This window comes from Micromonospora sp. NPDC048842, assembly GCF_040649935.1.
GTDB classification, from domain to species: Bacteria; Actinomycetota; Actinomycetes; order Mycobacteriales; family Micromonosporaceae; genus Micromonospora; species Micromonospora hortensis.
In genome coordinates, this window is sequence record NZ_JBEZGK010000043.1 from 1 (window position 1) to 23,832 (window position 23,832).

The 23,832-nt window shown below is 70.5% G+C and carries 28 protein-coding genes and 1 tRNA gene; 11 read left to right on the plus strand and 18 right to left on the minus strand.

From position 1 onward, the window contains the following. Positions 1-145: 145 nt before the first annotated feature. The gene (locus AB0C19_RS32715) at positions 146-553 is read right to left on the minus strand and encodes a nitroreductase family deazaflavin-dependent oxidoreductase (protein ID WP_357191657.1); all 408 of its coding nucleotides are present in this window, start codon (positions 551-553) and stop codon (positions 146-148) included. Between the two features lie 115 nt (positions 554-668). On the opposite strand from AB0C19_RS32715, the gene AB0C19_RS32720 reads away from it, so the two are divergent. The 3 genes from AB0C19_RS32720 to AB0C19_RS32730 all read left to right on the plus strand — a co-directional run bounded on the left by AB0C19_RS32720 (position 669) and on the right by AB0C19_RS32730 (position 2,838). Further along, a complete protein-coding gene (locus tag AB0C19_RS32720; protein WP_357191659.1) occupies positions 669-1,253 on the plus strand; it encodes a hypothetical protein in 585 nt (194 codons plus the stop codon). Positions 1,254-1,458: 205 nt separating this feature from the next. Beyond that, entirely contained in the window at positions 1,459-1,773 is a 315-nt protein-coding gene (locus AB0C19_RS32725; RefSeq protein ID WP_357191660.1) for a hypothetical protein, read from the plus strand. A gap of 720 nt (positions 1,774-2,493) precedes the next feature. Further along, positions 2,494-2,838: a hypothetical protein gene (locus AB0C19_RS32730; protein ID WP_357191662.1), complete on the plus strand. Its 345-nt coding sequence runs from the start codon at positions 2,494-2,496 to the stop codon at positions 2,836-2,838. Between the two features lie 415 nt (positions 2,839-3,253). Here AB0C19_RS32730 and AB0C19_RS32735 read toward each other — a convergent pair whose 3' ends face one another. Continuing rightward, positions 3,254-4,465 carry a helix-turn-helix transcriptional regulator gene (locus tag AB0C19_RS32735; protein WP_357191664.1) on the minus strand — a complete coding sequence of 404 codons (1,212 nt, stop codon included), beginning with the start codon at positions 4,463-4,465 and terminating at the stop codon, positions 3,254-3,256. 210 nt (positions 4,466-4,675) lie between these two features. On the opposite strand from AB0C19_RS32735, the gene AB0C19_RS32740 reads away from it, so the two are divergent. After that, the gene (locus tag AB0C19_RS32740) at positions 4,676-4,984 is read left to right on the plus strand and encodes a hypothetical protein (protein ID WP_357191666.1); all 309 of its coding nucleotides are present in this window, start codon (positions 4,676-4,678) and stop codon (positions 4,982-4,984) included. A gap of 26 nt (positions 4,985-5,010) precedes the next feature. Here AB0C19_RS32740 and AB0C19_RS32745 read toward each other — a convergent pair whose 3' ends face one another. The 3 genes from AB0C19_RS32745 to AB0C19_RS32755 form a co-directional block, all read right to left on the minus strand. Further along, positions 5,011-5,532 (minus strand): hypothetical protein, encoded by a 522-nt coding sequence (locus AB0C19_RS32745; protein WP_357191668.1) that lies wholly within the window; start codon positions 5,530-5,532, stop codon positions 5,011-5,013. Positions 5,533-5,886: 354 nt separating this feature from the next. Further along, positions 5,887-5,958: transfer RNA gene (locus AB0C19_RS32750), tRNA-Val, on the minus strand. Between the two features lie 50 nt (positions 5,959-6,008). Next, entirely contained in the window at positions 6,009-6,656 is a 648-nt protein-coding gene (locus tag AB0C19_RS32755; RefSeq protein WP_357191670.1) for a PGPGW domain-containing protein, read from the minus strand. A gap of 273 nt (positions 6,657-6,929) precedes the next feature. On the opposite strand from AB0C19_RS32755, the gene AB0C19_RS32760 reads away from it, so the two are divergent. Next, positions 6,930-7,361, plus strand: coding sequence for an SsgA family sporulation/cell division regulator (locus AB0C19_RS32760; RefSeq protein ID WP_007457244.1), 432 nt, complete (start codon positions 6,930-6,932; stop codon positions 7,359-7,361). Positions 7,362-7,476: 115 nt separating this feature from the next. Here the strand turns inward: AB0C19_RS32760 and AB0C19_RS32765 are convergent, their stop codons facing one another. Further along, the gene (locus AB0C19_RS32765) at positions 7,477-8,253 is read right to left on the minus strand and encodes a glucose 1-dehydrogenase (RefSeq protein WP_357191672.1); all 777 of its coding nucleotides are present in this window, start codon (positions 8,251-8,253) and stop codon (positions 7,477-7,479) included. A gap of 203 nt (positions 8,254-8,456) precedes the next feature. Here AB0C19_RS32765 and AB0C19_RS32770 point away from each other — a divergent pair, with 203 nt between their 5' ends. Then, positions 8,457-9,449, plus strand: a complete 993-nt coding sequence (locus AB0C19_RS32770) for an AraC family transcriptional regulator (RefSeq protein ID WP_357191674.1) — start codon at positions 8,457-8,459, stop codon at positions 9,447-9,449. Positions 9,450-9,456: 7 nt separating this feature from the next. Next, positions 9,457-9,912, plus strand: coding sequence for an Rrf2 family transcriptional regulator (locus AB0C19_RS32775; protein WP_030333674.1), 456 nt, complete (start codon positions 9,457-9,459; stop codon positions 9,910-9,912). Between the two features lie 12 nt (positions 9,913-9,924). Here the strand turns inward: AB0C19_RS32775 and AB0C19_RS32780 are convergent, their stop codons facing one another. The 7 genes from AB0C19_RS32780 to AB0C19_RS32810 form a co-directional block, all read right to left on the minus strand. Next, positions 9,925-10,536 carry a malonic semialdehyde reductase gene (locus AB0C19_RS32780; protein WP_357191676.1) on the minus strand — a complete coding sequence of 204 codons (612 nt, stop codon included), beginning with the start codon at positions 10,534-10,536 and terminating at the stop codon, positions 9,925-9,927. Beyond that, the gene (locus AB0C19_RS32785) at positions 10,533-11,093 is read right to left on the minus strand and encodes a flavin reductase family protein (RefSeq protein ID WP_357191678.1); all 561 of its coding nucleotides are present in this window, start codon (positions 11,091-11,093) and stop codon (positions 10,533-10,535) included. Before AB0C19_RS32785 ends, AB0C19_RS32780 begins: the two co-directional genes overlap by 4 nt. Then, on the minus strand, positions 11,090-12,424 hold the full coding sequence (locus AB0C19_RS32790; protein WP_357191680.1) for an LLM class flavin-dependent oxidoreductase: 1,335 nt from the start codon (positions 12,422-12,424) through the stop codon (positions 11,090-11,092). The genes AB0C19_RS32785 and AB0C19_RS32790 overlap by 4 nt, the downstream gene beginning before the upstream one ends. Positions 12,425-12,435: 11 nt before the next feature. Then, positions 12,436-13,302, minus strand: a complete 867-nt coding sequence (locus AB0C19_RS32795; protein ID WP_357191682.1) for an ABC transporter permease — start codon at positions 13,300-13,302, stop codon at positions 12,436-12,438. Then, on the minus strand, positions 13,295-14,140 hold the full coding sequence (locus tag AB0C19_RS32800) for an ABC transporter ATP-binding protein (RefSeq protein WP_357191684.1): 846 nt from the start codon (positions 14,138-14,140) through the stop codon (positions 13,295-13,297). The genes AB0C19_RS32795 and AB0C19_RS32800 overlap by 8 nt, the downstream gene beginning before the upstream one ends. Next, positions 14,137-15,168: an ABC transporter substrate-binding protein gene (locus AB0C19_RS32805; protein WP_357191686.1), complete on the minus strand. Its 1,032-nt coding sequence runs from the start codon at positions 15,166-15,168 to the stop codon at positions 14,137-14,139. Before AB0C19_RS32805 ends, AB0C19_RS32800 begins: the two co-directional genes overlap by 4 nt. Before the next feature lie 131 nt (positions 15,169-15,299). Beyond that, positions 15,300-15,377 carry a putative leader peptide gene (locus tag AB0C19_RS32810; protein WP_349881247.1) on the minus strand — a complete coding sequence of 26 codons (78 nt, stop codon included), beginning with the start codon at positions 15,375-15,377 and terminating at the stop codon, positions 15,300-15,302. Positions 15,378-15,625: 248 nt separating this feature from the next. Between AB0C19_RS32810 and AB0C19_RS32815 the strand changes: the two genes are divergently transcribed. Next, positions 15,626-15,805 (plus strand): DUF4236 domain-containing protein, encoded by a 180-nt coding sequence (locus tag AB0C19_RS32815; RefSeq protein WP_030333600.1) that lies wholly within the window; start codon positions 15,626-15,628, stop codon positions 15,803-15,805. A gap of 197 nt (positions 15,806-16,002) precedes the next feature. Here AB0C19_RS32815 and AB0C19_RS32820 read toward each other — a convergent pair whose 3' ends face one another. Beyond that, entirely contained in the window at positions 16,003-16,887 is an 885-nt protein-coding gene (locus AB0C19_RS32820; protein ID WP_357191689.1) for a hypothetical protein, read from the minus strand. A 24-nt stretch (positions 16,888-16,911) separates the two neighbouring features. After that, positions 16,912-17,433 (minus strand): VOC family protein, encoded by a 522-nt coding sequence (locus tag AB0C19_RS32825; protein ID WP_357191691.1) that lies wholly within the window; start codon positions 17,431-17,433, stop codon positions 16,912-16,914. 49 nt (positions 17,434-17,482) lie between these two features. Here AB0C19_RS32825 and AB0C19_RS32830 point away from each other — a divergent pair, with 49 nt between their 5' ends. After that, complete coding sequence (locus tag AB0C19_RS32830; protein ID WP_357191713.1) at positions 17,483-17,944, plus strand: MarR family transcriptional regulator; 462 nt, start codon at positions 17,483-17,485, stop codon at positions 17,942-17,944. A 57-nt stretch (positions 17,945-18,001) separates the two neighbouring features. Next, positions 18,002-19,609 carry a tetratricopeptide repeat protein gene (locus AB0C19_RS32835; protein WP_357191693.1) on the plus strand — a complete coding sequence of 536 codons (1,608 nt, stop codon included), beginning with the start codon at positions 18,002-18,004 and terminating at the stop codon, positions 19,607-19,609. A gap of 28 nt (positions 19,610-19,637) precedes the next feature. On the opposite strand, the gene AB0C19_RS32840 is transcribed toward AB0C19_RS32835, so the two are convergent. Both AB0C19_RS32840 and AB0C19_RS32845 read right to left on the minus strand, forming a co-directional pair. Beyond that, positions 19,638-21,008, minus strand: a complete 1,371-nt coding sequence (locus AB0C19_RS32840; RefSeq protein WP_357191715.1) for an ATP-binding protein — start codon at positions 21,006-21,008, stop codon at positions 19,638-19,640. 74 nt (positions 21,009-21,082) lie between these two features. Then, a complete protein-coding gene (locus tag AB0C19_RS32845) occupies positions 21,083-21,739 on the minus strand; it encodes a response regulator transcription factor (protein WP_357191695.1) in 657 nt (218 codons plus the stop codon). A 95-nt stretch (positions 21,740-21,834) separates the two neighbouring features. Here AB0C19_RS32845 and AB0C19_RS32850 point away from each other — a divergent pair, with 95 nt between their 5' ends. Then, entirely contained in the window at positions 21,835-22,962 is a 1,128-nt protein-coding gene (locus tag AB0C19_RS32850) for a hypothetical protein (protein ID WP_357191697.1), read from the plus strand. 68 nt (positions 22,963-23,030) lie between these two features. On the opposite strand, the gene AB0C19_RS32855 is transcribed toward AB0C19_RS32850, so the two are convergent. Beyond that, a complete protein-coding gene (locus AB0C19_RS32855) occupies positions 23,031-23,657 on the minus strand; it encodes an SGNH/GDSL hydrolase family protein (RefSeq protein WP_357191700.1) in 627 nt (208 codons plus the stop codon). Positions 23,658-23,832: the final 175 nt, after the last annotated feature.

Here is a 23,832-nt window from a genome sequence, read left to right on the forward strand (position 1 = left end):
CCGGAATCGGCTCCACCCCAACACAACCCCCACCTGGCGCGGGCACCCCCCCCAAAACCGTTCCCCCCCGTCGCCCATTGTGGGCCGCGGGCGGCCGCCCCCCCCCCGACGGATCCACGCATCAGATCAGTTGTGCCGTCTCTGCCTACCGCGCAGGTTCCAGTACGACGACCGGGATCTCGCGGGTGGTCTTCCGCTCGTAGTCGGCGAAGCCTGGATACGCGGCCTTCTGCGCGCTCCAGATCCGTTCCCGCTCGTCACCGACGGCAACTCTCGCGACCAACTCGAACTTGTCCGTACCGATCTCCGCATGGACCTTCGGGTGAGCGAGCAGGTTGTAGTACCAGTCCGGATTGGTAGGCGCACCGCCCTTGGACGCGAACACGGCATAACCGCCGTCCACCTTCTGGTACATCATCGGGTTCACGCGAGGCTGGCCGCTCTTGGCACCGACCGTGTGCAACAGCAGCAGCGGGGCGCCGGCGAACTGACCGCCAACCTGCCCGCCGTTGGCGCGAAACTCCGCGATGATCTTGTCGTTGAAATCGCTCATGCTTCTCCCCGCATCCGCGCACCGGCTCCGTCATCACGATTCTGACAGTCTCCGGCGCCCACTGCTTGCATGCGCAGGCTGTGGTCGCCACATGCGCCGACGTAGAGTCTCGGCCGTGGACGAGGGTCGCTTCGAGCGCTATGACCGGTACGAGCGGTCTCTTGTCGACGTACTCGACCTGCTCAACCTCGCGGCGCCGCTGGCACCTTCCGGCGACGAGCGGAACGACCCGCAGGCCCGGCGGCATTGGCAATGCAGGGTGGCCCTGATGATCATGCGGGAGGCGGTACCACCGCAGCCGGTGGGGTTGTTCGAACCGCTGATGCTCGCAGCCGTCTACGAACCTGACCCAAGTCACACCCAACGACACATCAGACCAGCGCTCGCTGCTTTCGGCCGCCGACGCGTCCAGACCAGGCTGCTCGAATATCTCCGAACGGGAACCGACTACGAGATCATCGGCGCGGCCGACGCCTGGTACTGCTCGTACCTGCGCGTCACGGGCAGCGACGCCGAAGACGATCCGTGCGCCGACCTGCGGCATGCCTTCCAAGAAACCGGCCTGCGCATAGTCCTGGCCAACGACCACCCGGGAGTCCGCAGCCGCATCATCACCCTGCTGAACCTTCGCCTCGAAGCAAACCCACCAGAGCTGCGCCCACTGGTCTCCGAGGTGCTCCGCACGGTGTTCCCGTCCTAGACCCAGACGGCGAGGACGCCCCGGGGCCCGATCGCGTGATCGGTCACGCAGAGCGCGCGACCGGGGCGTCGCCAATCGCAGGGTCAACCACTGGTCGCCACCCACTCAGTCGGTGCAGTCCTCAAACTCGTGCTGCGCCATCCGTCCGCGACGGCGGGCGTCCGGCAATATTGCCACCGGCGCAGGCACCCGGCACGATCGATTCGTGACTCCCGAAGAGGCCCACCTCCGCTGCGAAGCAGTTTCGTGGATCAGCCACGACTTCCCGGGCTGGGTGCGGGTACGCCTCGTCGACGTCAACAGCACGTCCTGGTACTTCGTCGACAAGGTCCCGGTCTTCACCGCTGACAAGTCGCGCCTTGAGGATCGCCTGCCTGCGCCTGTCCACATCATGTGCAGCCTCGTCGGCCGAGATGACGAGGCACTCGTCGTCTCGACCGCACCGTGCGGGGTCGAAGCCGAGGACGGACAACGCCTGTTCCGGGTACATCCGAGCCAGCTCGACCGACAGACAGTTTAGGAAAGCAGTTGCGCTGCGTTGAGCGAAGGTGCCCTGAGCAGCGAAAAGGCCAGGCAGTCGTAGCCTGACCCCCTAGATCGTTCGGCGTATAATCCAAATCTTGGCCATGGATCCCTGGCCACCCCTTTCGATGCGAAGATCACGGCGGCAGTATGTCCATGTGGCATCGACAGAGACAGGACAGCAGGCCCTTCAAGCGCGGGCGGCTCTCATTCTGGCAGCTCGCCGTCGCTCGCTGGTGACGTACAAGGAGCTGGGTCTAGCGATAGGCATGACGGGAGTCGCCCTGGGCACCCACATGGGCCGAGTGCTAGACAAGCTTTCGGACCTGTGTATCGAGGCCGGTGAACCGTCGCTCGCAGCCCTCGTTGTCAACTCGACGACCGGGGCCCCGGGGAAAGGCTACGACGACGGCGGGGTCCCCTGGCACACCGCGGTGCAGGAGATCTTTCGCCACTGGGCCGAGCAGTAAGCTCGCGGCAGGCACGGGGAAACTCTCGCTGGCACAGCGCGAACCCGGACGACTCCCTTACAAGTTCTGAGCGCTTCGTCTGGCGAGGTCCGTCCCCATCCGCGACCTAGGGCCGTTGACCTCGGGTGGCAGCCGACGGCTTACCAGTCACTATCACACCACACCTTATTGCCCATTGCCCCGCCGGCCATAACCCCTTCACCAATGCCTTCGGCTCCGCCTGGCCTGACGACTTATGGAGGTAGAGCATGTTCTTCAAAGCCGCCGCCACTGTGCTGTTTGTTGGTGGAGGGCTGGCTGCATTGGCCTGGCTTGCCAACTGGCCCTTCAACACCCCGTGGGAGAAGGATCTCAGTGCCGAGCAACGGCGGATTGACACCATGCACAATAGGCGTCATCACCGTGCTGCGGCACGCATGTTGTTACCTTTTCTTGTCATCTTGTTCGGAATTTCCTCGGTGACAATTTTGTCAGGCCCCAATAGTGATCCATTCGCAGCGGTAGTCATGGCCGTCTGTTCGGTTGTGTGTGCCGGCTTGTTCGGTGCCCTGATCAAGAGGGGGCGCAGGCGACGGTCTTCGACACGGCGATGAACTCGTTGACTCAGAGCAGCACCCGCGCTCATCCATTCTGGAGCGACCACCTCGCCGTCCCGTCTGCCATCGACCCACAGTGGGACGGCCTACCGCCAACCACCCATGGACAGTGACCCGCCGACGCAACCCCGGCCAGCCTGGAGCCGGAGCCCGCCGGAGGCGCCCTAAGTGCAACCCCGCCACGGCCGCCAGCTCGCCGACGCGGCCGACGTGCGCTCCACTACGCAGCGCGGGCTCGTGGCCGCGCGGAATTCGGTTCCCTGGCCCATCCTCGTTCGAGCACGAGGACGGCTTCCTGCCCTCGAAGCTGAGAGACGCGGCGGCCAGGCAATACCGCACCGCCCGCCGCATCCCGTGAGCAAGAAGCTACGGTGGGTCGCGGAGCGGAATGGGTAAGGTTCCTACCCCTGGATCACGAGAGAAGCCCGACCTTGATCGCAAGGTCACGGGCATCGTCACGAGTGGAACGTGGGCCGTCGAGCAGGTCCAAGGTGATCTGGCGGGCGTACCCGTTGAAGCGGATCGTCTCCGGGGCCGACTCGTACGCCTGCCGGAGGCTCATCACGGCCGCGTCCTTGTCGTCCTTGCCGTAGTGCGCCCGCGCGACCTCGATGAGATGGCGTGCCCGGCGCGGCCTCGACGGGATCGCCGCGGAATCATGACGGCGGGCCTGTCGCACCGCCTCACCGGACTTCTGCAACTCCACCGCCACGGTCACCGCGTGAGCGCCCATGATGATCTGTGAGAACGACGTCTGCGGCTGATAGAAGCCCTGCGGCAGGCGCTGGGCCACCCGATCCGCGCGGTCCCAGTACCGCCAGGCCCGGCCTTCCTCGCCAGCACGGGCGGCGGTGTAGGCAGCCTCGAAGTTCAACGCGCCCCAGAGCGCCAACAGGTTCGTGTTCCCGTCGGCCGTACGCGGCTCCAGCGCCGACAGGAGGTCCAGTGTCACTGCCATAGCGGTGTCCCAGTCACCGGCATCCCGATGTACCTGGCACAGGAACCATCCCGCGCACGCCACCGCCTCCGGGTCGCCGGACTCCTGCGCCGCCACCATCGCTCGGTCCGCGACCCGCCACAACAACTCGGCAGCGGGTTGATAGGCAAGGAACATCTGCGTCAGCCCGAACGTCTCCGCCAGCAGGGCCTGAGCCTGCCGACGCTCATCACCCTCGTACGCCAACGCGGCGCGCTGCACATCGCGCAGCAGCCCCGGCAGCAGTCCGCCCAGCACCGTACGGTGGTCCGACGACTGATGGCGTGCCCGCCATGCCATCGCAAGCCGTTCCCTCAGGCCCGTCAACGACTCCGGGGAAGCCTCGTCGAAGACTGCGAAGCGGTTCACCGCGTCCCGGACCGACGCCAGCGCCGGATGCTCCGGCCCGTTGACCACGGCAGACCGGGCGCTCAACTCCCCGACCAAGGCAGCCACCTCGACCTTGAGAGCACGCGCGATGCGATCCAGCATGTGAATGCGCGGCGGCAGGATGCGATCGGTCTCCACTGCCTTGACCCACTCGGCGCTACGACCCACCAACCCTCCGAGCACCGCACGAGTCTTCCCGGACCGCTCCCGGTAAACCTTCAACCGCTGCCCGAAAGTCAACTCCGGCAGAGAATCCATCCCGGACCTCCTCGTAGCGAGGGACGCGCCGTCGGCACCAGGTCGCTGTTCCCCCAACGCTACCGGCCTGCCTGTCGCCTCATTACCCCTCACACGCCACGCGCCGCCTCCCACGCCGACATAAATGTTCCCGGGCCCTTCGTCACTCACTTGGTCACCCAACTGCTGCGGTGACCAACTAAGATCCGTTAACCACACCGGAGGGGTCAGATGGAGACGTGGCGAATCGTGGCGGCAATCGTCATAGGCCCGTCTGTGAGCCTGGTAGGTGTCGCCCTGGCCAGCAACTTTCGTGGCGTCACCGAGTGGCACATGCGACGGTCGATGTCCGCCGCGAGCCTGCTACGGCGAGTTCCGCCGTGGCGCTGGCTACCAAACGTCCCGCACGAGGAGCGTCTAGCGCGCTTCATCCTGCTGGACCGGCTGATCGGCGTGGCTATCGCAGTGGCCGGCGTCATGATCTTGGCTACTGTCGGCTACGGCGTCCTGACCGGACAGCCGATGCAGACGGTGAAGTAGACGACACCGGGTCGGTGTTGAGACGGTCACGATGCTGCCGACAGCACCCCTCGCTGCCGCAACCAGGCTTCGAGTTCCTGGGCGGTGCCGTCCGAGGGCGGCTGGTCATCAGTGAAGTAGGAGTAGGGCGCGATGCCCACGCCCTCAACGATGCGACGCGGATCGTTCTCGGGCGCACGCGGGTCCAACTCGCGCGCGGACAGCGATGCCATGGAGAAGATCGCGAATCCAGCTTGCAGGTCAAACCCAATGTCGGACGGAGTGCCGAGGTGCCCTTTGGCGGCGAGGTCGGCCATCACCTCGTCCATGAACCGATAGGTCAGCTGCACGCCGTCGAAGAAGACCTGGTCGTGTACGCCATAGCCGACTTCGACGAGTTCAACGACGTCATCTTGGTCGTACGTGACGATGAGCATCGGGTCGACCGAGTTATAGACGGCCCTGCCGTGTGTCCCGGGGCGGCTTGGAGGCCCGAGCCTCTGCTCAACCACCCCGCGTGGGTCATCGATCCTCACCGCGTCAACGCCGATCCCAGGGATGATCTCCATCCCCGGATTATGGGCCAACGCCTGCTAGCTGGACAGTCATGCGAGGGTTGGCGCCGCGCGCCGCGATGAGGCCGCAGAGGGGATGCCGCGCGTGTCCCCCGGGCAGGCCCGTGGCCGACGGATCAACGTCCCGAACGGCGAGGTGGCCGATGGCAGGGTGGCCGCCTACCTGGCCTACTACGCCATCGATGAGGCTGAAGCAGGGGGGCCGGAAGGCATGGCACGAGACCGGACCTGTTTCACCACCCACTACGGACGTCAGGCCGATCACCGTCCACGACGCCCGCCGCACCGACAGCAGAAGGGCCACCTCCCGAACTCGGGAAGCGGCCTCTGACCTGCACGAACTGAGAGTGGGCGATGCTGGTATCGAACCAGCGACCTCTTCGGTGTGAACGAAGCGCTCTCCCACTGAGCTAATCGCCCTCAGCGCCACTGACTCTACCCGATCGTGGAACGGGACCGGAAATCCGGGGTCAGTGGGTCGCGATGTAGTGCATCGCCTCGGCGATCACGTCGATGCCGAGGCTGTACTTGAGGGACAGCCAGACCACCGTGGCCACGAAGACCAGGCCGACGGACCCGAGCACGATTCGCACCAGCAGCGACCGTCTCGTCACCCAGCGTGTCCATCCGTGGACGTGGCGGCGGGTGAAGCCGAGCAGCCGGCGCGCCCAGTGGTATTCGACGGCCCAGATGCCCAGGCCGGCGATCACCAGCAGCCAGCCCGGCCCGGGGAGCGGGATGAGAGCGATGCCGATGGTCACCACGAGCGCCCCGGCGATCGCGATGAAGATCTTGAGTGCGATCCGGCCGGTGGGGTTGGCGCGGATGAGGTCGAGGGTCAGCGAGATCCGCTCACGCCAGCGGGGCCGACGCGGTCGCTCCTGCACGGCGATTCCGCCACCACGGCCAGCGTCGGTGTCGCCACCGCGACCAGCACCGCTGCCGCCGCCACCATCGGTGCCATCACCGCCGGGACGACCGGCGTCGGACGCCGGCCGACCGGCCCGTTCGGGCTGCTCCATCGGCACTCCGTACCCCCGCTTTTCGGCTGCTCGGACCGCGACTTTCGGCGGGCCGGGCGCCGCCGCCGGATCCACTGAGGATTGCTTCGTCACCATTTCACCCCCCAGTGTCGCTCGGGCCCGTCACTGCAACGGCCGACTGGACGTTACCGGAGTAAGTCGACGACTGAGCCACCCGATACCGGGCGGGATCACGCACTGGGCAGAACCGGAAATCCTACATGAATTCTCACATTCACGCGGCCTTTCCGTCCCCCTTCCCACCACTGGGTGAAGTCAGCGTATGGCGGAGCGTAGCCAGGAGTAGCACCTGAGTATGGGAAAAGCGGGACACGCGCGTTCCGCAGCGGTGCCGGGGGGAGAACGTCCATGAGTGTCATCCGACCGACGACCGTAGAGGTCGAGACGTCGCTAAGGCTCGTCGCACCTGACGCCACCGCCTTGCCGGTGCGTGCCAGCCTGCGTTACGACCCTGCTGACCCGTATGCGGTCCATGTCCTGTTCCATGCCGAATCGGCAGGGGGCGAGGCGGTGAGTTGGTCGTTCGCTCGCGAACTTCTGGTCACCGGCCTGGACGAGCCGGCCGGCATCGGGGATGTGCGGGTCTGGCCCTGGGCCACACCGCGCGGCGACTTCGTCGCGCTGGCCCTCTCGTCACCGGACGGCAACGCCCTCTTCGAGGTGCCGCGCAGCGTCCTGGTGCGTTTCCTTCGACGGACCTACGTCGTCGTCCCGCGCGGCCGTGAGGCCGAGCACCTGGACGTCGACACGGCGGTGAACCGGCTGCTCGCCGGTCGCTGACCGCCCGAACCTGCAACACCGGCCATACCGGGGCCGCGCGGATCTGCCGAGTCCGCGCGGCCCCGGCACACACCCAGGAAGTACGCGCACAGCGCTTCCCCGGGTCGGCCGGTGCTCAGCCGTGTGTGGTGATGCCGCCGTCGACGGGAATGACAGCCCCGGTGAGGTATGCGCCGGCGCGCGACGAGAGGTAGATGGCGGTTCCGGCCATGTCCTCGGGGCGGCCGATGCGGCCCAGCGGCACCTGCTGCTCGATGGCGGCTCGGCTCGCCGGGTCGTCGAGCGCGAACGCCATCATCTTGCTCTCGAACGGGCCGGGCGCGATCGCGTTGACGGTGATCTGCTCACCGGCGAGTTGGTGGGCGAGGCTGCGGGTGATCATGTGCACGGCCGCCTTGGTGGCTGAGTACGCGTACACCTCCATCATCGGCACCCGGATGCCGTCGATCGACCCGATGTTGATCACGCGGGCCGGGTCGTCGGCGCTGGCGGCGGCGCGTAGCGCCGGCAGCAGCGCCGTGGTGAGCCGGAAGACGGCCTTGACGTTGACCGCCCAGAGCTTGTCGAACGCGGCCTCGGGGTAGTCCTCCAGCGGTGCGCCCCAGGTCGCGCCGGCGTTGTTGACCAGCACGTCGAGGCGACCGAAGCGCTCGCGTACGGCGGCGGCCAACGCCTCGGCGCCGGCGTTGTCGCTCAGATCGGCGGGGATTGCCTCGCAGCGGCCCTCGGCGGACAAGGTGGTGGCGACCGCCTCGCAGACGTCCGCCTTGCGCGACGAGATGATCACGTGTGCACCGGCCCGGACGAAGCCCTGGGCGATCATCAGCCCAATCCCTCGCGAGCCGCCGGTGACCAGAACCGTCTTGCCTTCGACCGAAAACAGCTGCGTCATACCCATCCCATCGCGAGTCGGCGGGTGCCGCCGGCCGGTCGGGTGACCGGCGGAAACCGGGTGGACCGCGGACCGACGGCGATACCGCCGGGTAACGTAGCCCGGCCGCCGGGACCGGGACAAGCCCGCAGCCTGCCGCGGATTCCCGCTGCGAACGTCGATCGGGATGCGGTGACCTGCGGTTCGGGCTACCGTCGCAGGCGATGGTCTCCACCGATTCCTCCCCCGCGCCATCGATCGGAACGGCGTCTCCCGTGACCGACGAGATAGCCACGTTCGCGCTGGCCGATCTTGCCGGTGCCCCGGGCTGGCGTCGGCCGGTGATCGTCGAGCGGGAGCTGTTGATTCTCACCACGCGTGGGCACGGCGACGCGGAACTCGACTTTCACCTGCTGCCGTGCCGGCCCGGCACGCTGCTACGGGTCCACCCCGGCCAGGTGCTGCGCTGCGCCGGCCCCCAGTTCGACGCCACAGTGGTCGCCTGGGACGCCGAGGCGCTGCACGGCTTCGACGTCGACCTGACCACGACAGCGACCTGGCGGCAGTTGGCCGGCGAGGACGAGGACGCGGTGATCAGCGAGGTGAGCCAGTTGGCGGTGGACTGTCGGCGGCACCCCGACGGCCCCACCGCCCGCGCGCTGCTCCGGCATCAACTGGCAGTGCTGCTGCTGCGGCTGGCAGTGGCCCACGACGACCGGTCGCCGGCCCGACCCGAGGACGAGACGTTTCACCGGTTCCGCCGCGAGGTGGAGCACGGCTACCCGCACACCCGGCGGGTGGAGGACTATGCGGCCGAGCTCGGCTGCTCGGTGCGGACCCTGACCCGGGCCTGCCTGGCCGTCACCGGTCGCAGCGCCAAACAGGTCATCGACGAGCGGGTCGCGTTGCAGGCCGGCCGGTTACTGGCCGCGACGGATCAGCCGATCGCCCAGATCGGCCGGCGGCTCGGCTTCTCCGAACCCACCAACTTCGGCCGCTTCTTCACCCGCGAGGTCGGCGTCAGCCCCGGCGCGTTCCGGGCCGCCCGGGATCAACAGGTGGCCGGCCGGGTGGTCCGACCTCGACCGCCGGCGGAGTCGACGGGCGTCAACGGCGGCTGGTTCCGCCCCGCCACCCCGGGCGAACCCGCAAACGGCGGGCACTCCACGAGACCCGGGTCGCCCGCCGGAGGGCCGGGCGGCACCGGGCGGGCATGATGGCACTGTGCAGATCTCCGCGCGCGGCGACTACGCGGTACGGGCGGCGTTGAGCCTCGCCACCGCGTACCCCTCGCTGCTGTCCACCCAGGCCATCGCCGCGGAGCAGGACATGCCCCGCAAGTTCCTGGAGGCGGTCCTGGCGGATCTGCGCCGGGCTGGCATCGTCCGCGCCCAGCGCGGCGCCGAGGGCGGCTACACCCTCGCGCGCCCACCACGTGAGGTGACAGTCGGCGCGGTGCTGCGCGCCGTCGAAGGCCCGCTGGCCGGAGTCCGCGGGCTGCGTCCCGAGGAGACCCGGTATGAGGGCTCGGCGGAGAACCTGCCCGGCCTGTGGGTGGCCGTGCGTGCCGCCGTTCGGCGGGTCGTCGACGAGGTGAGCCTCGCCGAGATCGTCAGCGGTCGACTGCCCGCGCACGTCCGCAAGCTCACCGCGCTGCCCGACGCGTGGGAGCCGCGCTGACCTCGGGTCCGCTCACAGCGTCCACACCACCTCCTCGGTGCTGAGCCTGGGCAGCCGCCGCTCCCAGGCGTCCGGGCCGGGGTGGCCCACGTTGAGCAGCAGCAGCGCCTCGTGCCGGCCGCCGGGGAAGAACTCGCGGGTCACGCCCGCCGCGTCGAACCCGGCCATCGGGCCGGCGGCCAGCCCGGCGGCCCGTACGCCCACCAGCAGGTAACCGATCTGGAGGGTCGCGCTGAAGCGGGCCTGCTCGGCGCGGGACGGACTGTCGCTCAGCCAGTCGCGGGCCTGCGGCCGGTGCGGGTACAGCTCGGGCAGCCGCTCGTGGAAGTCCACGTCGGCGGCGAGCACCGCCACCAGTGGCGCGCTGGCCGTCTTCGCCCTGTTGCTCGACGAGACGTACGGCAGCAGCCGCGCCCGAGCCGCCGCCGAACGGAGCAGCAGCACCCGCAGCGGCTGACCGTTGTACGCCGTCGGCCCGTAGCGGATCAGGTCGTGGATCGCCGCGACCTGGGCGTCGCTGACCGGCTCGTCGGTGAACGAGTTGGCCGTGCGGGCCGCCCGGAACAGCAGGTCCTGGGCGGCCCGGTCCAACGCGAGCAGATCGGCCGTGGTGACTGCGGTCACGGGGAGACGGCGGTGGTGTAGCCACCGCGGTGGTGGACCAGCGGCGCGCCGTCGCCGCCGTCGCCGAGCGCCAGCGGCTCGGCGATCACCAGCGTGTGGTCGCCGGCCGGCACCCGGTGCACCACCCGGCAGAGCAACCGGGCCAGCACCCCGTCGAGCAGCGGCACCCCGAACGGTCCGGACGTCCAGTCCGGGTACGCGGCGAACCGGTCGATGCCGCTGGTCGCGAAGACAGTGGCGGCCTCCCGCTGCCCGGCTTCCAGCAGGTGCACGGCGACGTGCTCGGCGCGGGCGAGCACCGGCCAACTCGACGACGCCACCCCGAGGCAGAACGAGACCAGTGGAGGGCCCAGCGACACCGACGTGAACGAGGTAGCGGTGAAGCCCGCCCGGAGGGGCGCGCCGATCCCACCCAGGCAGGCCGGGTCGGTGGCGCGGGCGACAGCGGTGACCACTGTGACGCTGCTGGCCTGCCGCCGCAGCAGAGCGCGGAACAGGTCCGGGTTCACCGGTCGCAGCTCGGTGATGTCCGCCGAGAGGCGCTCCACGGTGGTCATGCCGGCACCAGGGCGGACGCGGCGTACGCGCTGGCCGGTCGGGGCAGGCCGTAGTGCTCGCGCAGCGTCCGACCGGTGTACTCGGTGCGGAACAGCCCACGGGAGCGCAGCACCGGCACCACGTGGTCGACGAAGTCGGCGAGCCCGCCGGGCAGGTGCGGCGGCATGATGTTGAACCCGTCGGCGGCGCCCTGGGCGAACCACAGCTCGATCTGGTCGGCGATCTGCTCCGGCGTACCGGCGACGACCCGGTGACCCCGGCCACCTCCGAGTCGACCGATGAGCTGGCGGATGGTGAGCTGCTCCCGGCGGGCCAGCTCGGTGACGAGCTGGTAGCGGCTCTGGTGGGCCTGCACGGTGCCGGCGGCCGGCAGCTCCGGCAGCGGCCCGTCCAGCGGCAGGCCGGTCAGGTCGATGCCGAGCATCCCGGAGAGCTGGGCCAGTGCGTAGTCGGGGACGATCAGCTCCTCCAGCTCGGCGGCGAGCGCCTGCGCCTCGGCCTCGGTGCCGCCGATCACCGGCGCGATACCGGGCAGGACCTTCACCAGGTCCGGGTCCCGGCCGGCGGCGGTGACCTGCCGGCGCAGCTCGGCGTAGAAGCTCTGCCCGTCGGCGAGGGTCTGCTGCGCGGTGAAGACCGCCTCGGCGTAGCGGGCGGCGAAGGCGATCCCGTCCGGCGACGAGCCGGCCTGCACCAGCAGCGGTCGGCCCTGCGGCCCCCGGGGGATGTTCAGCGGGCCACGGATCTGGAACTCCGGCCCCCGGTGCGCCACCTCGTGCACCCGGTCGGTGTCGGCGAACACCCCGGCCGTCGTGTCGAAGACCAGCGCGTCGTCCTCCCAGCTGTCCCAGAGCTTGACCGCGACGTCGACGAACTCGGCCGCCCGCCGGTAACGGTCGGCGTGTTCGGGGTGGCTGTCCCGATTGAAGTTGACCGCCTCCCGTTCCTGGGCGGAGGTGACGATGTTCCAGCCGGCCCGGCCGCCGCTGAGGTGGTCCAGCGAGGCGAACTTGCGGGCGACGTGGAACGGCTCGTTGTAGGTGGTGGAGACCGTCGCGATGAGACCGATGTGTTCGGTCACCGCGGCGAGCGACGCGAGCAGGGTCAGCGGTTCGAAGACGGCCTGGATGTTGTGTCGGGGGTTCGGCCCGACCGAGAGACCGTCGGCGAGGAAGAGCGAGTCGAGGGTGCCGCGTTCGGCGATCCGGGCCAGCTCCTGGAAGTGCCGCACGTCGGTGACCCGACGCGGGTCGGTGCGGGGGTGTCGCCAGGCGGCCTCGTGGTGGCCGACGCCCATCAGGAACGCGTTGAGGTGCAGGGTTCGGGTCATTGGAGTCCGTCCTATCCGGCAGAGACGTCGACGCGCCAGGTGGAGAAGCGACGTTCGAGGGCGACGAGGAGCTGGTTGACGACCAGGCCGATGGCGGAGATCGTGATGATCCCGGAGTACATGTCGGCGATCGCGAAGTTGTACTGCGCGTAGTTGATGAGGTAGCCGAGCCCGGCCTTCGCACCGACCATTTCGGCCGCGACCAGCACCAGGATCGAGTACGCCCCGGCCAGCCGGACGCCGGTGAAGATGGTCGGCACCGCGGCCGGCAGGATCACCTTCTGGAACAGCCGCAGGTGGTTGAGCCCCATCGAGCGGGCCGACCGGATCAGCAGCGGATCGACGCCCTTCACCCCGGCGATGGTGTTCAGCAGGATCGGCCAGGAGCACGCGTACAGCACCAGGGCGATCTTGGAGGTCTCCCCCAGGCCGAGGATGAGCACGAACACCGGCAGCAGGGCCAGCGCGGCGGTGTTGCGGAACACCTCCAGCAGCGGGCTGAGCAGCTCGGCGAGCGGCCGGTACCAGCCGATCAGCAGCCCGAGCGGGATGGCGGTGAGCACCGCCAGGCCCAGCCCGGCCAACGACCGGGTGAGGCTCGCGCCCACGTGCTCGGCGAGCTGCCCGCTGCGCAGCAACTCCCACCAGGCCACCAGCACCTCCGACAGCGGGGGCAGGAAGACCCGGTCGACCAGCCCGAACCGGGGTGCGCCCTCCCAGATCGCGGCCAGCGCGGCGATCGCGACGGTGCGGTGCAGCACCTTCGCGCCGACGCCGAGCAGTCGACCGGCGCGACCGGGAACGGCACCGTCGGTCGCAGCGCGGGGCGCGGTGGGTGGACCGACGAGTCGGGTGGGACGTTCGGCGATGTCAACCAACGCGGGCCTCCTCGGTATGGCGGACGCCGGTGCCCTCGGCCGCCTGGGCGGCCCGCACCTCGTCCCGCAGCAGGGTCCAGATCTGGTGGCGGTGGTGGCGGAACGCGTCGGTGGAGCGGACGTCCTCGACCGCGTCCCGGTCGCCGAGGTCGATGTCGATGACCTGTTTGAGCCGCCCGGGCCGGGACGTCAGCACCGCCACCCGCTGACCCAGGTAGACGGCCTCGTCGATGCCGTGGGTGATGAACACGATGGTCTTGCCGGTTCGGGCCCAGATCCGCACCAACTCGTCCTGCAACGAGTCGCGGGTCTGCGCGTCCAGGGCGGCGAACGGCTCGTCCATCAGCAGCACGTCCGGGTCGTACGCGAGGCTGCGGGCGATGGCCACCCGCTGCTTCATCCCGCCGGACAGTTCGTGCGGGTAGCGGTCGGCGAACCCGCGCAGGCCCACCAGGTCGAGGTGGTGCTCGATCAGGGCCGCACGATCGGCGCGGGGTACCCCCTTGGCCTCCAGGCCGAACGCCACGTTGCCGGCGGCGGTGCGCCAGGGCAGCAGCGCGTACTGCTGGAAGACGATGCCCCGGTCCAGGCCGGGACCGGTGACCCGCCGACCGTCGACGAGCACCCGCCCCGCTGTCGGCTCGGTGAGCCCGCCGAGCAGGTCGAGCAGTGTGGACTTGCCGCAGCCGCTGGGGCCGACGACGACAATGAACTCGCCGGGGCGTACCCCAAGGGTGACAGCGTCCAGCGCGGTGACCGCGCCGGCGCCGCCACGCCGGCTGGCGCGGACCGGGAAGGTCTTGCTCACCCGATCAAAGAGGATCTTGTCGGTGCTCACGCGTTCCCCCCGTCCACGAAGGGGTTGAACCGGTTGGTGTAGATGTCGCCGGGCTTCGGACGGTCGCCCTTGAGCTCGCCCTCGGCGGCGAGCCAGTCGATCCAGGTGCCGAACTCCTGCTCGCCGATCACTCCGCCACGGCCAGCGACCCCACTGCTCTTCCAGTAGGCGACCAGCGAAGGGTCCTCGTTGCGGCCGCGCTTGCCGATGATGTCCCGCATCCGGGCGACCACCGTCTCCCGAGGTTGGGTGCGGGCCCACTCGATGGCCTTGCCGACCCCGGTGACGAACGCCTTGACCGTCTCCGGGTTGCGCTTGATGAAGTCGTCGCGGAAGACGTAGGTGCCGCCGCTGAAGGCGCCGAGCAGCTCGTAGTCGGTGAAGATGGTGCGGATGCCTCCGCTGGCGACCGCCTTGTCGCGGATCACACCACCGAGCACCGCGACGTCGATCTGCCGCTGCCGCAGCGACTGCTCGGTGTTGACCGGTGGCAGGGCGACCAGCTCGACCTGCTTGATCTCGGCGGGGGTGAGACCGCCGCGGGCGAGCCAGGTCTTGAGCACGGCCTCGGCGTGCGCGCCGAGGGTGTTCATGCCTACCTTCTTGCCGATCAGGTCGCGAGGACTGCGGATCGGGCTGTCGTCGAGCACGTAGTAGCCCTGGAAGGTTTGCGCGTCCGAGCCGTAGTAGCTGACCACCGCGGTGATCGGGGCGTTGGCGGTGGCGAGCTTGACGATGGCGCCGTTGAAGGCGCCGCCGAAGTCGCTCTGCCCGGTGGCGGTGGCCTGGATGTCCTGCGGACCACCTGTGACGTTGCCGATCCACTTGAGCTTGACGTCGTCGAGGTAGCCGAGGTCGGCGGCGAGTTCGGGGAGGGTGACCTGACCGACCGAGCCCTGGTAGCGCAGCTCGCTGGCTTGGGCGCCGTCGGCTGCCGCGTCACCGCCGCAGCCGGTGGTGGCGGTGAGCACGACCAGCGCGGTAACGGCGGTGAGGGTACGTAGAACGGCACGACGGGGTGGGGACATGAGGAGTCTCCTGATCTGTCCACGATGGGAGCGGGGACGCCCGGGTGAGGGCGTGCGGGCACGCTGCTCCGCGTTGAGCGGGCGGGCGGTGGGAGTGCGGCGCTGGAGCCGAGCCGGATGGACCGGTCAGCTCAACAGAGCGCGCTCGCGTGCCGGACCAGGTCGACGTGCACACGAGCGGTGAGGAGAAGCTCATCCCGCTGCGACATGACCCCATGCTGCCCGGGATCGGAACGAGCGGTCAACGACCTTCCAGAAGATGGGACTTCTATCGCTGCCGATGTTACGGAGCGCCCCGACCAGGGTTTACCGTGCCGCAACACCTATCTGTTGAATAGAGATTGTCGTGCCTGGTGGGCCACCGTCCAGGGCGGACAGCGAGAGGGTTTCAAAAGTTGTCGGTTCGGGCATGTTCGATCTCGACACGGCAGGGAACGGTGACGAGGGGAGACCTCCGATGGGCCTCATGTTTCGCAAGCGCAAGAAGTACGGTCCGATCATCCTGAACTTCACCGAGAACGGCTTCTCCTCGTGGAGCATCAAGATCGGTCGCTGGTCCTGGAACTCCAAGGCCCGTGCGCACCGGGTCGACCTGCCGGGTCCGCTGAGCTGGAAGCAGGACAAGTCCCGGTCGTAAGCATCCCGGGAGTCGAGCGGGGTGCCGGTGATTCACCGGCACCCCGCTCGGCGTCTGCCCCCGCCCCACCCCGGCCCGGCCCGCCCTCGGCCCACCTCGGCGATCTTGCAGTTTCTGTCGCTGTTTTGCGTGGAATAGCCCTTATGCCGGAGCAGAAAGTGCAAGATCGCGTGGGCGGGGGGCGCGACGGGGGGCGCTCAGCGCGCCAGGGTGATGATCTCGTCGCCGGCCAGCCGCCCGGACTCGCGTTCGCGTCGCACGGCGCCGGCGTCGACAAGCTCGACGAGCGCCTGGTTGGCGTCGGCGGCACGGTAGACGGTCGCGGTGAGGGTGTGCCGGCGCAGCTCGGTCACCGGCCGCGGCCCGCCCGCCCGCAACTCGGCCAACAGCTCGTGGGCCAACGGTTCGAGGTCGGGATCACCGACCACGTCGACAGTCGTGCCGGTCGGGTCCAGCGGGTCGCGGTAGCGCACGCCGAGGTCCGCGGCGACCGCCCAGAGCGCGTCACGGACCGCCTCCAGGCTCCGGTCGGAGCGGCTGCCGAACGCGACCACCCCGGCGGCCTCTCCGCCGGACAGCACCGGTGCCACCTCGGCGACCAGGGGGAAGCCGGCAGAGACGAGCACGTCTCGGGCGCTGTCGGCGGTGTGCAGCAGCAGCTCTCCGGTCCGGCCGTTGGTAGCGGCGGTGAGCAGCTTCGGCGTCACGGCGCCGGGCAGATCCACGAAGGAGAACAGCGGCGCGCCGGCCGCCCCGGCGGCCTTCACCGCGACCGGCAGCCGGTACGGCTCACCGGGCAGCAGGTGCACTGTGACCTCGGCGGGCAGCTCCGCCTCGATCGGGCCCAGTCGGGCCGGCAGGTCGGCGGCGGCATCGGCCAGCACCAGCAGCGTCACCTGCCGGCCGCGCACCTGGTCACCGTGCGTGGCGACCAGGCGCAGCGCGGCCTCCACGCTGCCCGCGTCGGCGCCCGCGAGGGCTATGGTGGCCCGCCGGGAGCGGTGCAGGGCCGCGGGCAGCCAGGTCGTCAACTGGCGGACCAGCAGCTCGCGGAGGAAATCAGTGGTCCGGTCGGTCGGCATCGGTCCGTTCTACAGCACGGGCGGTCAGGCCGGGACGGAGATCCCCACCCCGCCCCGGGTCTGCCCGCCGTAACGCTGCCGCTCGGCGTCCAGGTCGAGCCGACCGATCTGCTTGCGGGCGGCCAGCGCGGTGTCGTCGAGCAGGTCGGCCGGGATCAGCCAGACCACCTCGAACTCGAGACCGTCCGGGTCCTTGCCGTAGAGGCTCTTGGTCGTGCCGTGGTCGGAGGTGCCGCCCAGTGCGCCGGCAGCGGCGAGCCGCTCGGCGGTGGCGGCCAGCTCGTCGAGCGTGTCCACCTCCCAGGCGAGGTGGTAGAGGCCGACGGTGGACCGGCCGGCTGTCGACCGCCCGGCGCCCGCGCCGATCTCGAAGAGGCCGAGGTCGTGGTCGTTGGTGGAGTCGGGGGCCTGGAGGAAGGTGGCGCCCCGGAAGCCGTCCGGGGTCATCGCCACCGGGCGGAAGCCCAGCACGTCGCTGTAGAACTCGACGCTGCGGGCGAGGTCACTGACGTAGAGGACCGCGTGGTTGAGCCGGTGGATACCCATGACCCGAGGCTAGCGCGGTTTAGTTGAACATTCAACCATCGGGAGTATGATGGCGGTCATGACCCGCTGGTTGGACCCCGACGAGCAGCGCACCTGGCGCGCGTACCTCACCGCCTCCCGGGTGCTGATGGACACTCTCGACCGTGAGCTGCAACGCGACGCGGGCATGCCGCACGCGTACTACGAGATCCTGGTCCAGCTCTCCGAGGCCCCCGGTCGTCAACTGCGCATGAGCCAGTTGGCGCAGGCCGCGGGGTCGTCGCGCAGCCGGCTCTCGCACGCCGTGGCCCGGCTGGAGGCCGCCGGCTGGGTGCGCCGCGAGGACTGCCCCACCGACCGGCGCGGGCAGATCGCGCTGCTCACCGACGAGGGTTTCGCCACCCTCGCGGCCGCCGCACCCGGCCACGTCGAGGGGGTACGCCAACACCTGTTCGACGCGTTGAGCCCCGCCCAGGTCGACCAGCTGCGCCGGATCAGCGAGACCCTGGCCGAGCACCTGACCGGATCCTGACCAATCGACACCGGCGCGGGTCTTGTACTTACCGTCGTCGGATGAGCACGATGGGGCGTGTCTTCCGGCTTCGGTGAACTGACTGATCAGGCGCACCACCTCGTGTCCTCCGGCGATCTTGCCGGAGCGCAGCAACTGCTGTCCGACGCGCTCACCGACGCCGACCCCCGCCCGGCCAACGCCACCCCCGAGCTGGCCGAGGCTGCCAGCCTCCAGGCGCGGGTGCTGATCGCCCTCGGCGAGCCGCACTCGGCCCGTGGGTGGGCCGCCTTCGCGTACGCGGCCACCACCCGCCTGCACGGCCGCGCCGACCCGCGCACCGTGGCCGCGGCGGCGACCCTGGCCGCGGTGCTGCACCGGGTCGGCAGCCACTCCCGGGCGGCGCGGCTCTACCAGGAAGTCATCATCGAGCTGACCGCGCAGGACGGCCCGGAGTCACTGCGGGTGCTCGCCGCGCACGCCGACCTGGCCACCGTCGAGTACGCGCGCGGCCAGTGCACTGTGGCGCGCGACCGCCTCCAGGACGCCTGGGAGCTGCACCGCGAGGTGTACGGCGACGGGCACCCCAGCGGCATCAAGATGCTGGCGCGGCTCGGGGCGATGCAGCGCGACTGCGGGCAGTTCGCCGAGGCGCACGACAACCTGGCGCTCGCCCGCGAGCTGTGCCGACAGCATCTGCCCGCCGACGACCCGCTCGCCACCCAGGTGGCGGCCCTGGCCCGGGCGGCGGCCAGTCCCGACCACGCCTGCGCGGACAACCCGCCGACAGCGCGGGACACACCGGTCGTCCCGGCCGCCCGCGTCCCACCGCACGGCGACGGGCCGACCGAATCCGGCTACCATCCGCAGGCAGCCGCACCCCACCACGCCGGGGCGGTGCCGAACCCCCGGCTGCCCTCCGACGAGGCGGTCGGGTCGACGGGCAGCAGATGGTCGACCGACGCGGCGGACGAGCCGTCGCCCCAGCCCACGGAGCCTCCGGTGCCGCCATCGGTGGTCGGGCTGGCCGGCGGCACGGAGGAGCGACCCGGGGTCTACCGACTGCACCGACCCGCAGACCCGTACGCGTCGCCCGACCCGCACCAACAGTCCGACCCGTACGCGCGGCCAGATCCGTACGCGCAGGTCGAGCCGTACACGCCGTCGCGGCTGCTGCCGGTGCCCGTGCACCGTGCACCGCCGGAGCAGCGCAACCGGCTGGTCCCGGTGCTGGTGGCCGGCGTGGTCGTGGTGCTCCTCGGCGCGGCGGCGGTGATCGCCGGGGTGGCCCGGGTCGACGGCGACGACGAACCGACCCCGCCGCCGGCCAGCGCCTCTCCCACCGCCGGCGCGCCGGCCAGCACCGCGCCTGCCCCGGGCGGCTCGGCACCCACGTCGGCTGCCGCCGCGGCGCCCGGCACCCCACCCAGCGCGGTGACCCTGCGCGACACCCGGGACAGCATCGCGCTGAACTGGACCTACCCGGCCGGCGGCGAGGGCCCGGTGGTCATCGCGGGCGGCCGCACCGGCCAGACCCACAACATCTTCGCGACGCTGCCCGCCGGCACCACCAGCTTCGTCATCTACGCGCTCAACCGCACCAACGACTTCTGCTTCACCGTCGCCGTTGCCTGGTCCACCGACACCGTGGCCCGTTCCAAGCAGGTCTGCACCCGCCGCCGCTGAGCCGCGGGAGGTCGCCGTAACGGGCCGCCTACCTTTGGCCGTCCTCGGCCGGCATCGCCGGCAGGAGCAGGCACACCCGTAGTCCTCGCTGCTCCGGCGCGTCGGTCAGTGTGATGCTGCCACCCGCACGGCGAACCAACTCCCGGACGATGGCCAGCCCCAGACCGGCGCCCCCGTCGTCGCGGGCTCGTCCGTCATCCAGCCGGGTGAACCGGTCGAAGACCCGCTCCCGGTCCGCCGCCGCGATCCCCGGGCCGTCGTCGGTCACCGTCACCAGGTGGTACGCCCCGACGCCAGGCCCGACAGTGGAGCCCGCCGTCGGCGTCGCCTCGGCCGCGAGCACGACACTGCCGTGCGCGTGGCGTACCGCGTTGTCGACCAGGTTGGCCAGCACGCGACGCAACTCCTCGACGGTGCCGATCGTCCAGAGCGGGCCCGCCGGCGGCGTCACCCGCACCGGCGGTGACGGATAGCGGGCGGCGACCTCGGTCAGCAACGCGCCCAGCTCCACCGGGCCGGCCCCCCGGGCCGCCGGAGTCTCGTCCAGGCGGGCCAGCAGCAGGAGATCGTCGACCAGGCGGCTCAACCGGTCGGTGTCGGCGAGCAGGTTGGCGGTCACCGCCGTCCAGTCCGTCCGGTCGGCGAGGCGCTGGGCCACCTCCAGCTCGGTCCGGATGTTTGTCAACGGGCTGCGCAACTCGTGCGCGGCGTCGGAGACGAAGGCCCGCTGCCGGACGCGGGCGGACTCCAGCCGCCCCAGCATGCCGTTGAGGGTGACCGCCAGGCGGTGGATCTCGTCGGCCGACGCCGGCACCGGCAGCCGGCCGGCGCCGGCCCTGCCGGTGATCTCCTCGGCACCTCGACGTAACGCCTCCACCGGCCGCAGGGTCGCCCCCACCACCCGCCACGCCACCCCGGCCAGCACGGCCACCAGCAGCGGGAACGCCACCAGCAGGATGGTCCGGACCACATGGGTGCTGTGCCGCACGTCGGCCATCGAGCGGGCGACCAGCACTGTGAGCGGGTCGGCCGCGGTGCCGGCGGGTACGGCGACCACCCGGACCGGGCCGACGAGCCCGACCCGCTCGGCCGGCACCTCCAGCCGCTGCCGACCGTCGCGGTTCAGCCGCTCCGGGCGGACCATCGGCACCAGGCGGTCGGCGTCGATCGAGGCCGCCCGGATCCGTCCCTGGGCGTCGACGACCTGCACGCGAACCTGCCCGCCGGCCACCGGCAGCGGATCGGGCAGCGCGTCCTCGGCGGCGAGCAGGGCGACCGCGTCGGCGGTGCGGAACGCCTCGGTGTCGACGGTGCGCTGGAGCACGAAGCCGAGCGCGCCGAGCAGCACCACCCCGCCCAGGGCCAGCCCGATGGTGAGACCGACCACACCGATCGCCATGAGTCGCCCGCGCAACCCCAGGACCGGCATCCGGCCGAGCCTGACCCGACGGGTGGCGGCCGGGCCGTCGGCCGTCACGTCGCCAGCCGGTAGCCGGCACCCCGGACCGTCTCCAGCCGGTCCCGGCCGAGCTTGCGGCGCAGGTAGCCGACGTACACCTCGACGGCGTTCGGCGCGGTCTCCAGGCTGGCGTCCCAGACGTGGTCCAACAACTCGACCTTGGAGACGACCTGGCCCGGTCGGCGCATCAGGTAGTCCAGCAACGCGAACTCCCGCGCGGTCAGCGCCACCTCGGCGTCCGCCCGGGTCACCCGCCGACGAGCCGGGTCCAGCCGCAGGTCACCGACCGCCAGCACGGTCGGGCGCTCCGGCGCGCCCCGACGCAGCAGGGCCCGGAGCCGGGCCAGCAGCACCACGTACGAGAAGGGTTTGGTCAGGTAGTCGTCGGCGCCGCAGTCGAGGCCGTCGGCCTGGTCGTACTCGCCGTCCTTCGCGGAGAGCATCAGCACCGGCAACCAGTGCTGCTCCGCGCGCAGCCGCCGGACCAACTCGTACCCGGAGAGGCCGGGCAGCATCACGTCGAGGATCATGGCGTCATACCCGCCGTGCCGGGCCGCGTCCAGGCCCGCCGGGCCGCTTGCCGCCACGTCGACAGCGAACCCCTCCGCCTGGAGACCGCGTTGCAGGGCAGCCGCCAACCGGGCCTCGTCCTCCACCACCAGCACCCGCACAGCTCAAGGGTGCCACCCCGGTCAATCGGCGCGGTTCGGTGTCCTCAGCGCGTTCACAGCACGGAGGAGGCAGGATGGCCGCAGGAGGTGCCACCATGTCCGTCCTGAGAAGTCGTCCCGTCCTTCGTTGGCTGGTTCCGGCCACCGCGGCCGTCGCCGTCATCGGCGGGGGCGCGGCGATCGGCACGTTCGCCGCCGAGGCCGAGCCGAGCCTGCCGCCCCGAACCGCCGCTCAGCTCCTCGTCGACCTGCAGACATCCCGGCTGGAGGGGCTGTCCGGGACCGTGGTGCAACGCGCCGACCTCGGCCTGCCGCCCCTCGTCGGGCTGGTTCCCGGCAACGAGCTGACCACCCTGCTGACCGGCACCCACACCCTGCGGGTCTGGTATTCCGGGCCGGACCAGCAACGGGTCGCGCTGATGGACACGCTGGGCGAGCAGGACATCATCCGCAACGGCCGGGACCTGTGGACGTGGCAGAGCCGCAGCAACACCGCCACCCACCGCGCACTGGGCGGCGACGCCGGGGCCTGGAAGCCCGCCCCCGAACCGGCAGCGAGCCTACCGGCCACCCCGCAGCAGGCCGCCGACCTGGCCTTGGGCGCGATCGACCCGAGCACCGAGGTCAGCGTGGGCCGGTCGGCCACCGTGGCCGGCCAGGACGCGTACGAGTTGGTGCTCCAGCCGCGCGACAAGGACTCCCTGGTGCACGAGCTGCGGATCGCCATCGACGCCGAGCAGCACGTGCCGCTGCGCTTCGAGGTGCTCGCGAAGGGCAGCGACCGGCCGGCGTTCGAGGTGGCCTTCACCCAGGTCGACTACCGCCGCCCGGACGCCGACCAGTTCCGCTTCAACCCGCCGCCCGGCGTGACTGTCGACGAGGAGAAGGCCGAGCGCCCGACGGGCAAGCCCGGTCACGTCGAGCCGTCCGGTGACCCGCAGCTCCGCGCCGTGGGCGAGGGCTGGACGACAGTGCTGGTTGGCCGCCTGGACGGGGCCGATGCCGGCCGGAAGCCCGCCACGAAGTCGGCCGCTCCCCCGGCCGGCGCCGGTCCGGACCTGGACATGTCGAAGCTGCTCGGCGGGCTACCGACGGTCAGTGGCGACTGGGGCAGCGGTCGACTTCTCACCAGCAAGCTGTTCAGCGTGCTGCTCACCGACGACGGCCGGGTGCTCGCCGGAGCGGTGACGCCGGAGCGGCTCTACCAGGCCGCGCGCGGCTGATCTCCGCGGTGTTCGCGCCGGGTCGACCTGACGGTCGGCCCGGCGCTTCGCTGTGGGTCAGGCCGAGGTCAGGAGACGCCGAGGGCGTTGAGGTACGCGTCGGCGAGGACAGCGTGGCCGGGCAGGTACGGGTGGACCCGGTCGTCGGCCCAACGCGTCGCCGGACTCACCGCCAGCACCCTGTCGAACGCCGCCTGGTTGGGCACGTGCACCGCGGCGAACTCGGTGGCCAGCCCCGCCACCACCGCCGCGTACCGGTCGGTGTCGGCGCGTTGTGGCACGCTCCGGTCGGCCTCGATGAAGAACGGGTCACCGAGGATCAGTCGGCAGCCGGTGGCGTCGACCGCCCGACGCAGCAGGTCACGCAGGGTGCGCTCGTACTCCTCGATGCCGACTGCCTCATCCGGTCGGTCACCGTAGTGCCGCCAGATGTCGTTGATGCCGATCATCACCGCGAGCCAGTCGGGGCGCTCGGCGATGGCGTCGTCGTCCCAGCGGGCGGCCAGGTCCCGCACCGTGTCGCCGCCCACACCCCGGTTGACCCACTCCAACTCCAACTCCGGGTGCCGGGCGTCGACCAGGGCGCGCACGAGACTCACATATCCGCTGCCGTAGGGCGCGGCGACGTCGCGTCGACCACAATCGGTGATGCTGTCCCCGATGAAGACCACCCGTTGCCCGGTCCGCAGGATCATCCGCCGCCACCTCGCGATCACCGGCGCGCCGGACCGCCCGGACCGCCCGGCTTGGTGAGAACCGGCGGAACGCGCTATCTTCAACAGTTCGAAGGCACAAAAAAGAACGGCTAAAAGCCGTTCCTGCAAAGGATTCTAATCTTTAGGGAGACGGCTTGTCAAGGCACTCCGGCGG

Excerpts from the sequence above, each read along its gene's own strand:
- AB0C19_RS32765 (WP_357191672.1), bottom strand. The coding sequence starts at position 8,253 with ATGACGCAGCTGTTTTCGGTCGAAGGCAAGACGGTTCTGGTCACCGGC.
- AB0C19_RS32805 (WP_357191686.1), bottom strand. The coding sequence starts at position 15,168 with ATGTCCCCACCCCGTCGTGCCGTTCTACGTACCCTCACCGCCGTTACC.
- AB0C19_RS32745 (WP_357191668.1), bottom strand. The coding sequence starts at position 5,532 with ATGGAGATCATCCCTGGGATCGGCGTTGACGCGGTGAGGATCGATGAC.
- AB0C19_RS32790 (WP_357191680.1), bottom strand. The coding sequence starts at position 12,424 with ATGACCCGAACCCTGCACCTCAACGCGTTCCTGATGGGCGTCGGCCAC.
- AB0C19_RS32820 (WP_357191689.1), bottom strand. The coding sequence starts at position 16,887 with ATGCCGACCGACCGGACCACTGATTTCCTCCGCGAGCTGCTGGTCCGC.
- AB0C19_RS32815 (WP_030333600.1), top strand. The coding sequence starts at position 15,626 with ATGGGCCTCATGTTTCGCAAGCGCAAGAAGTACGGTCCGATCATCCTG.
- AB0C19_RS32735 (WP_357191664.1), bottom strand. The coding sequence starts at position 4,465 with ATGGATTCTCTGCCGGAGTTGACTTTCGGGCAGCGGTTGAAGGTTTAC.
- AB0C19_RS32850 (WP_357191697.1), top strand. The coding sequence starts at position 21,835 with ATGTCCGTCCTGAGAAGTCGTCCCGTCCTTCGTTGGCTGGTTCCGGCC.
- AB0C19_RS32785 (WP_357191678.1), bottom strand. The coding sequence starts at position 11,093 with ATGACCACCGTGGAGCGCCTCTCGGCGGACATCACCGAGCTGCGACCG.
- AB0C19_RS32770 (WP_357191674.1), top strand. The coding sequence starts at position 8,457 with ATGGTCTCCACCGATTCCTCCCCCGCGCCATCGATCGGAACGGCGTCT.
- AB0C19_RS32755 (WP_357191670.1), bottom strand. The coding sequence starts at position 6,656 with ATGGTGACGAAGCAATCCTCAGTGGATCCGGCGGCGGCGCCCGGCCCG.
- AB0C19_RS32840 (WP_357191715.1), bottom strand. The coding sequence starts at position 21,008 with ATGGCGATCGGTGTGGTCGGTCTCACCATCGGGCTGGCCCTGGGCGGG.
- AB0C19_RS32730 (WP_357191662.1), top strand. The coding sequence starts at position 2,494 with ATGTTCTTCAAAGCCGCCGCCACTGTGCTGTTTGTTGGTGGAGGGCTG.
- AB0C19_RS32830 (WP_357191713.1), top strand. The coding sequence starts at position 17,483 with ATGGCGGTCATGACCCGCTGGTTGGACCCCGACGAGCAGCGCACCTGG.
- AB0C19_RS32715 (WP_357191657.1), bottom strand. The coding sequence starts at position 553 with ATGAGCGATTTCAACGACAAGATCATCGCGGAGTTTCGCGCCAACGGC.
- AB0C19_RS32760 (WP_007457244.1), top strand. The coding sequence starts at position 6,930 with ATGAGTGTCATCCGACCGACGACCGTAGAGGTCGAGACGTCGCTAAGG.
- AB0C19_RS32810 (WP_349881247.1), bottom strand. The coding sequence starts at position 15,377 with ATGTCGCAGCGGGATGAGCTTCTCCTCACCGCTCGTGTGCACGTCGAC.
- AB0C19_RS32740 (WP_357191666.1), top strand. The coding sequence starts at position 4,676 with ATGGAGACGTGGCGAATCGTGGCGGCAATCGTCATAGGCCCGTCTGTG.
- AB0C19_RS32825 (WP_357191691.1), bottom strand. The coding sequence starts at position 17,433 with ATGGGTATCCACCGGCTCAACCACGCGGTCCTCTACGTCAGTGACCTC.
- AB0C19_RS32855 (WP_357191700.1), bottom strand. The coding sequence starts at position 23,657 with ATGATCCTGCGGACCGGGCAACGGGTGGTCTTCATCGGGGACAGCATC.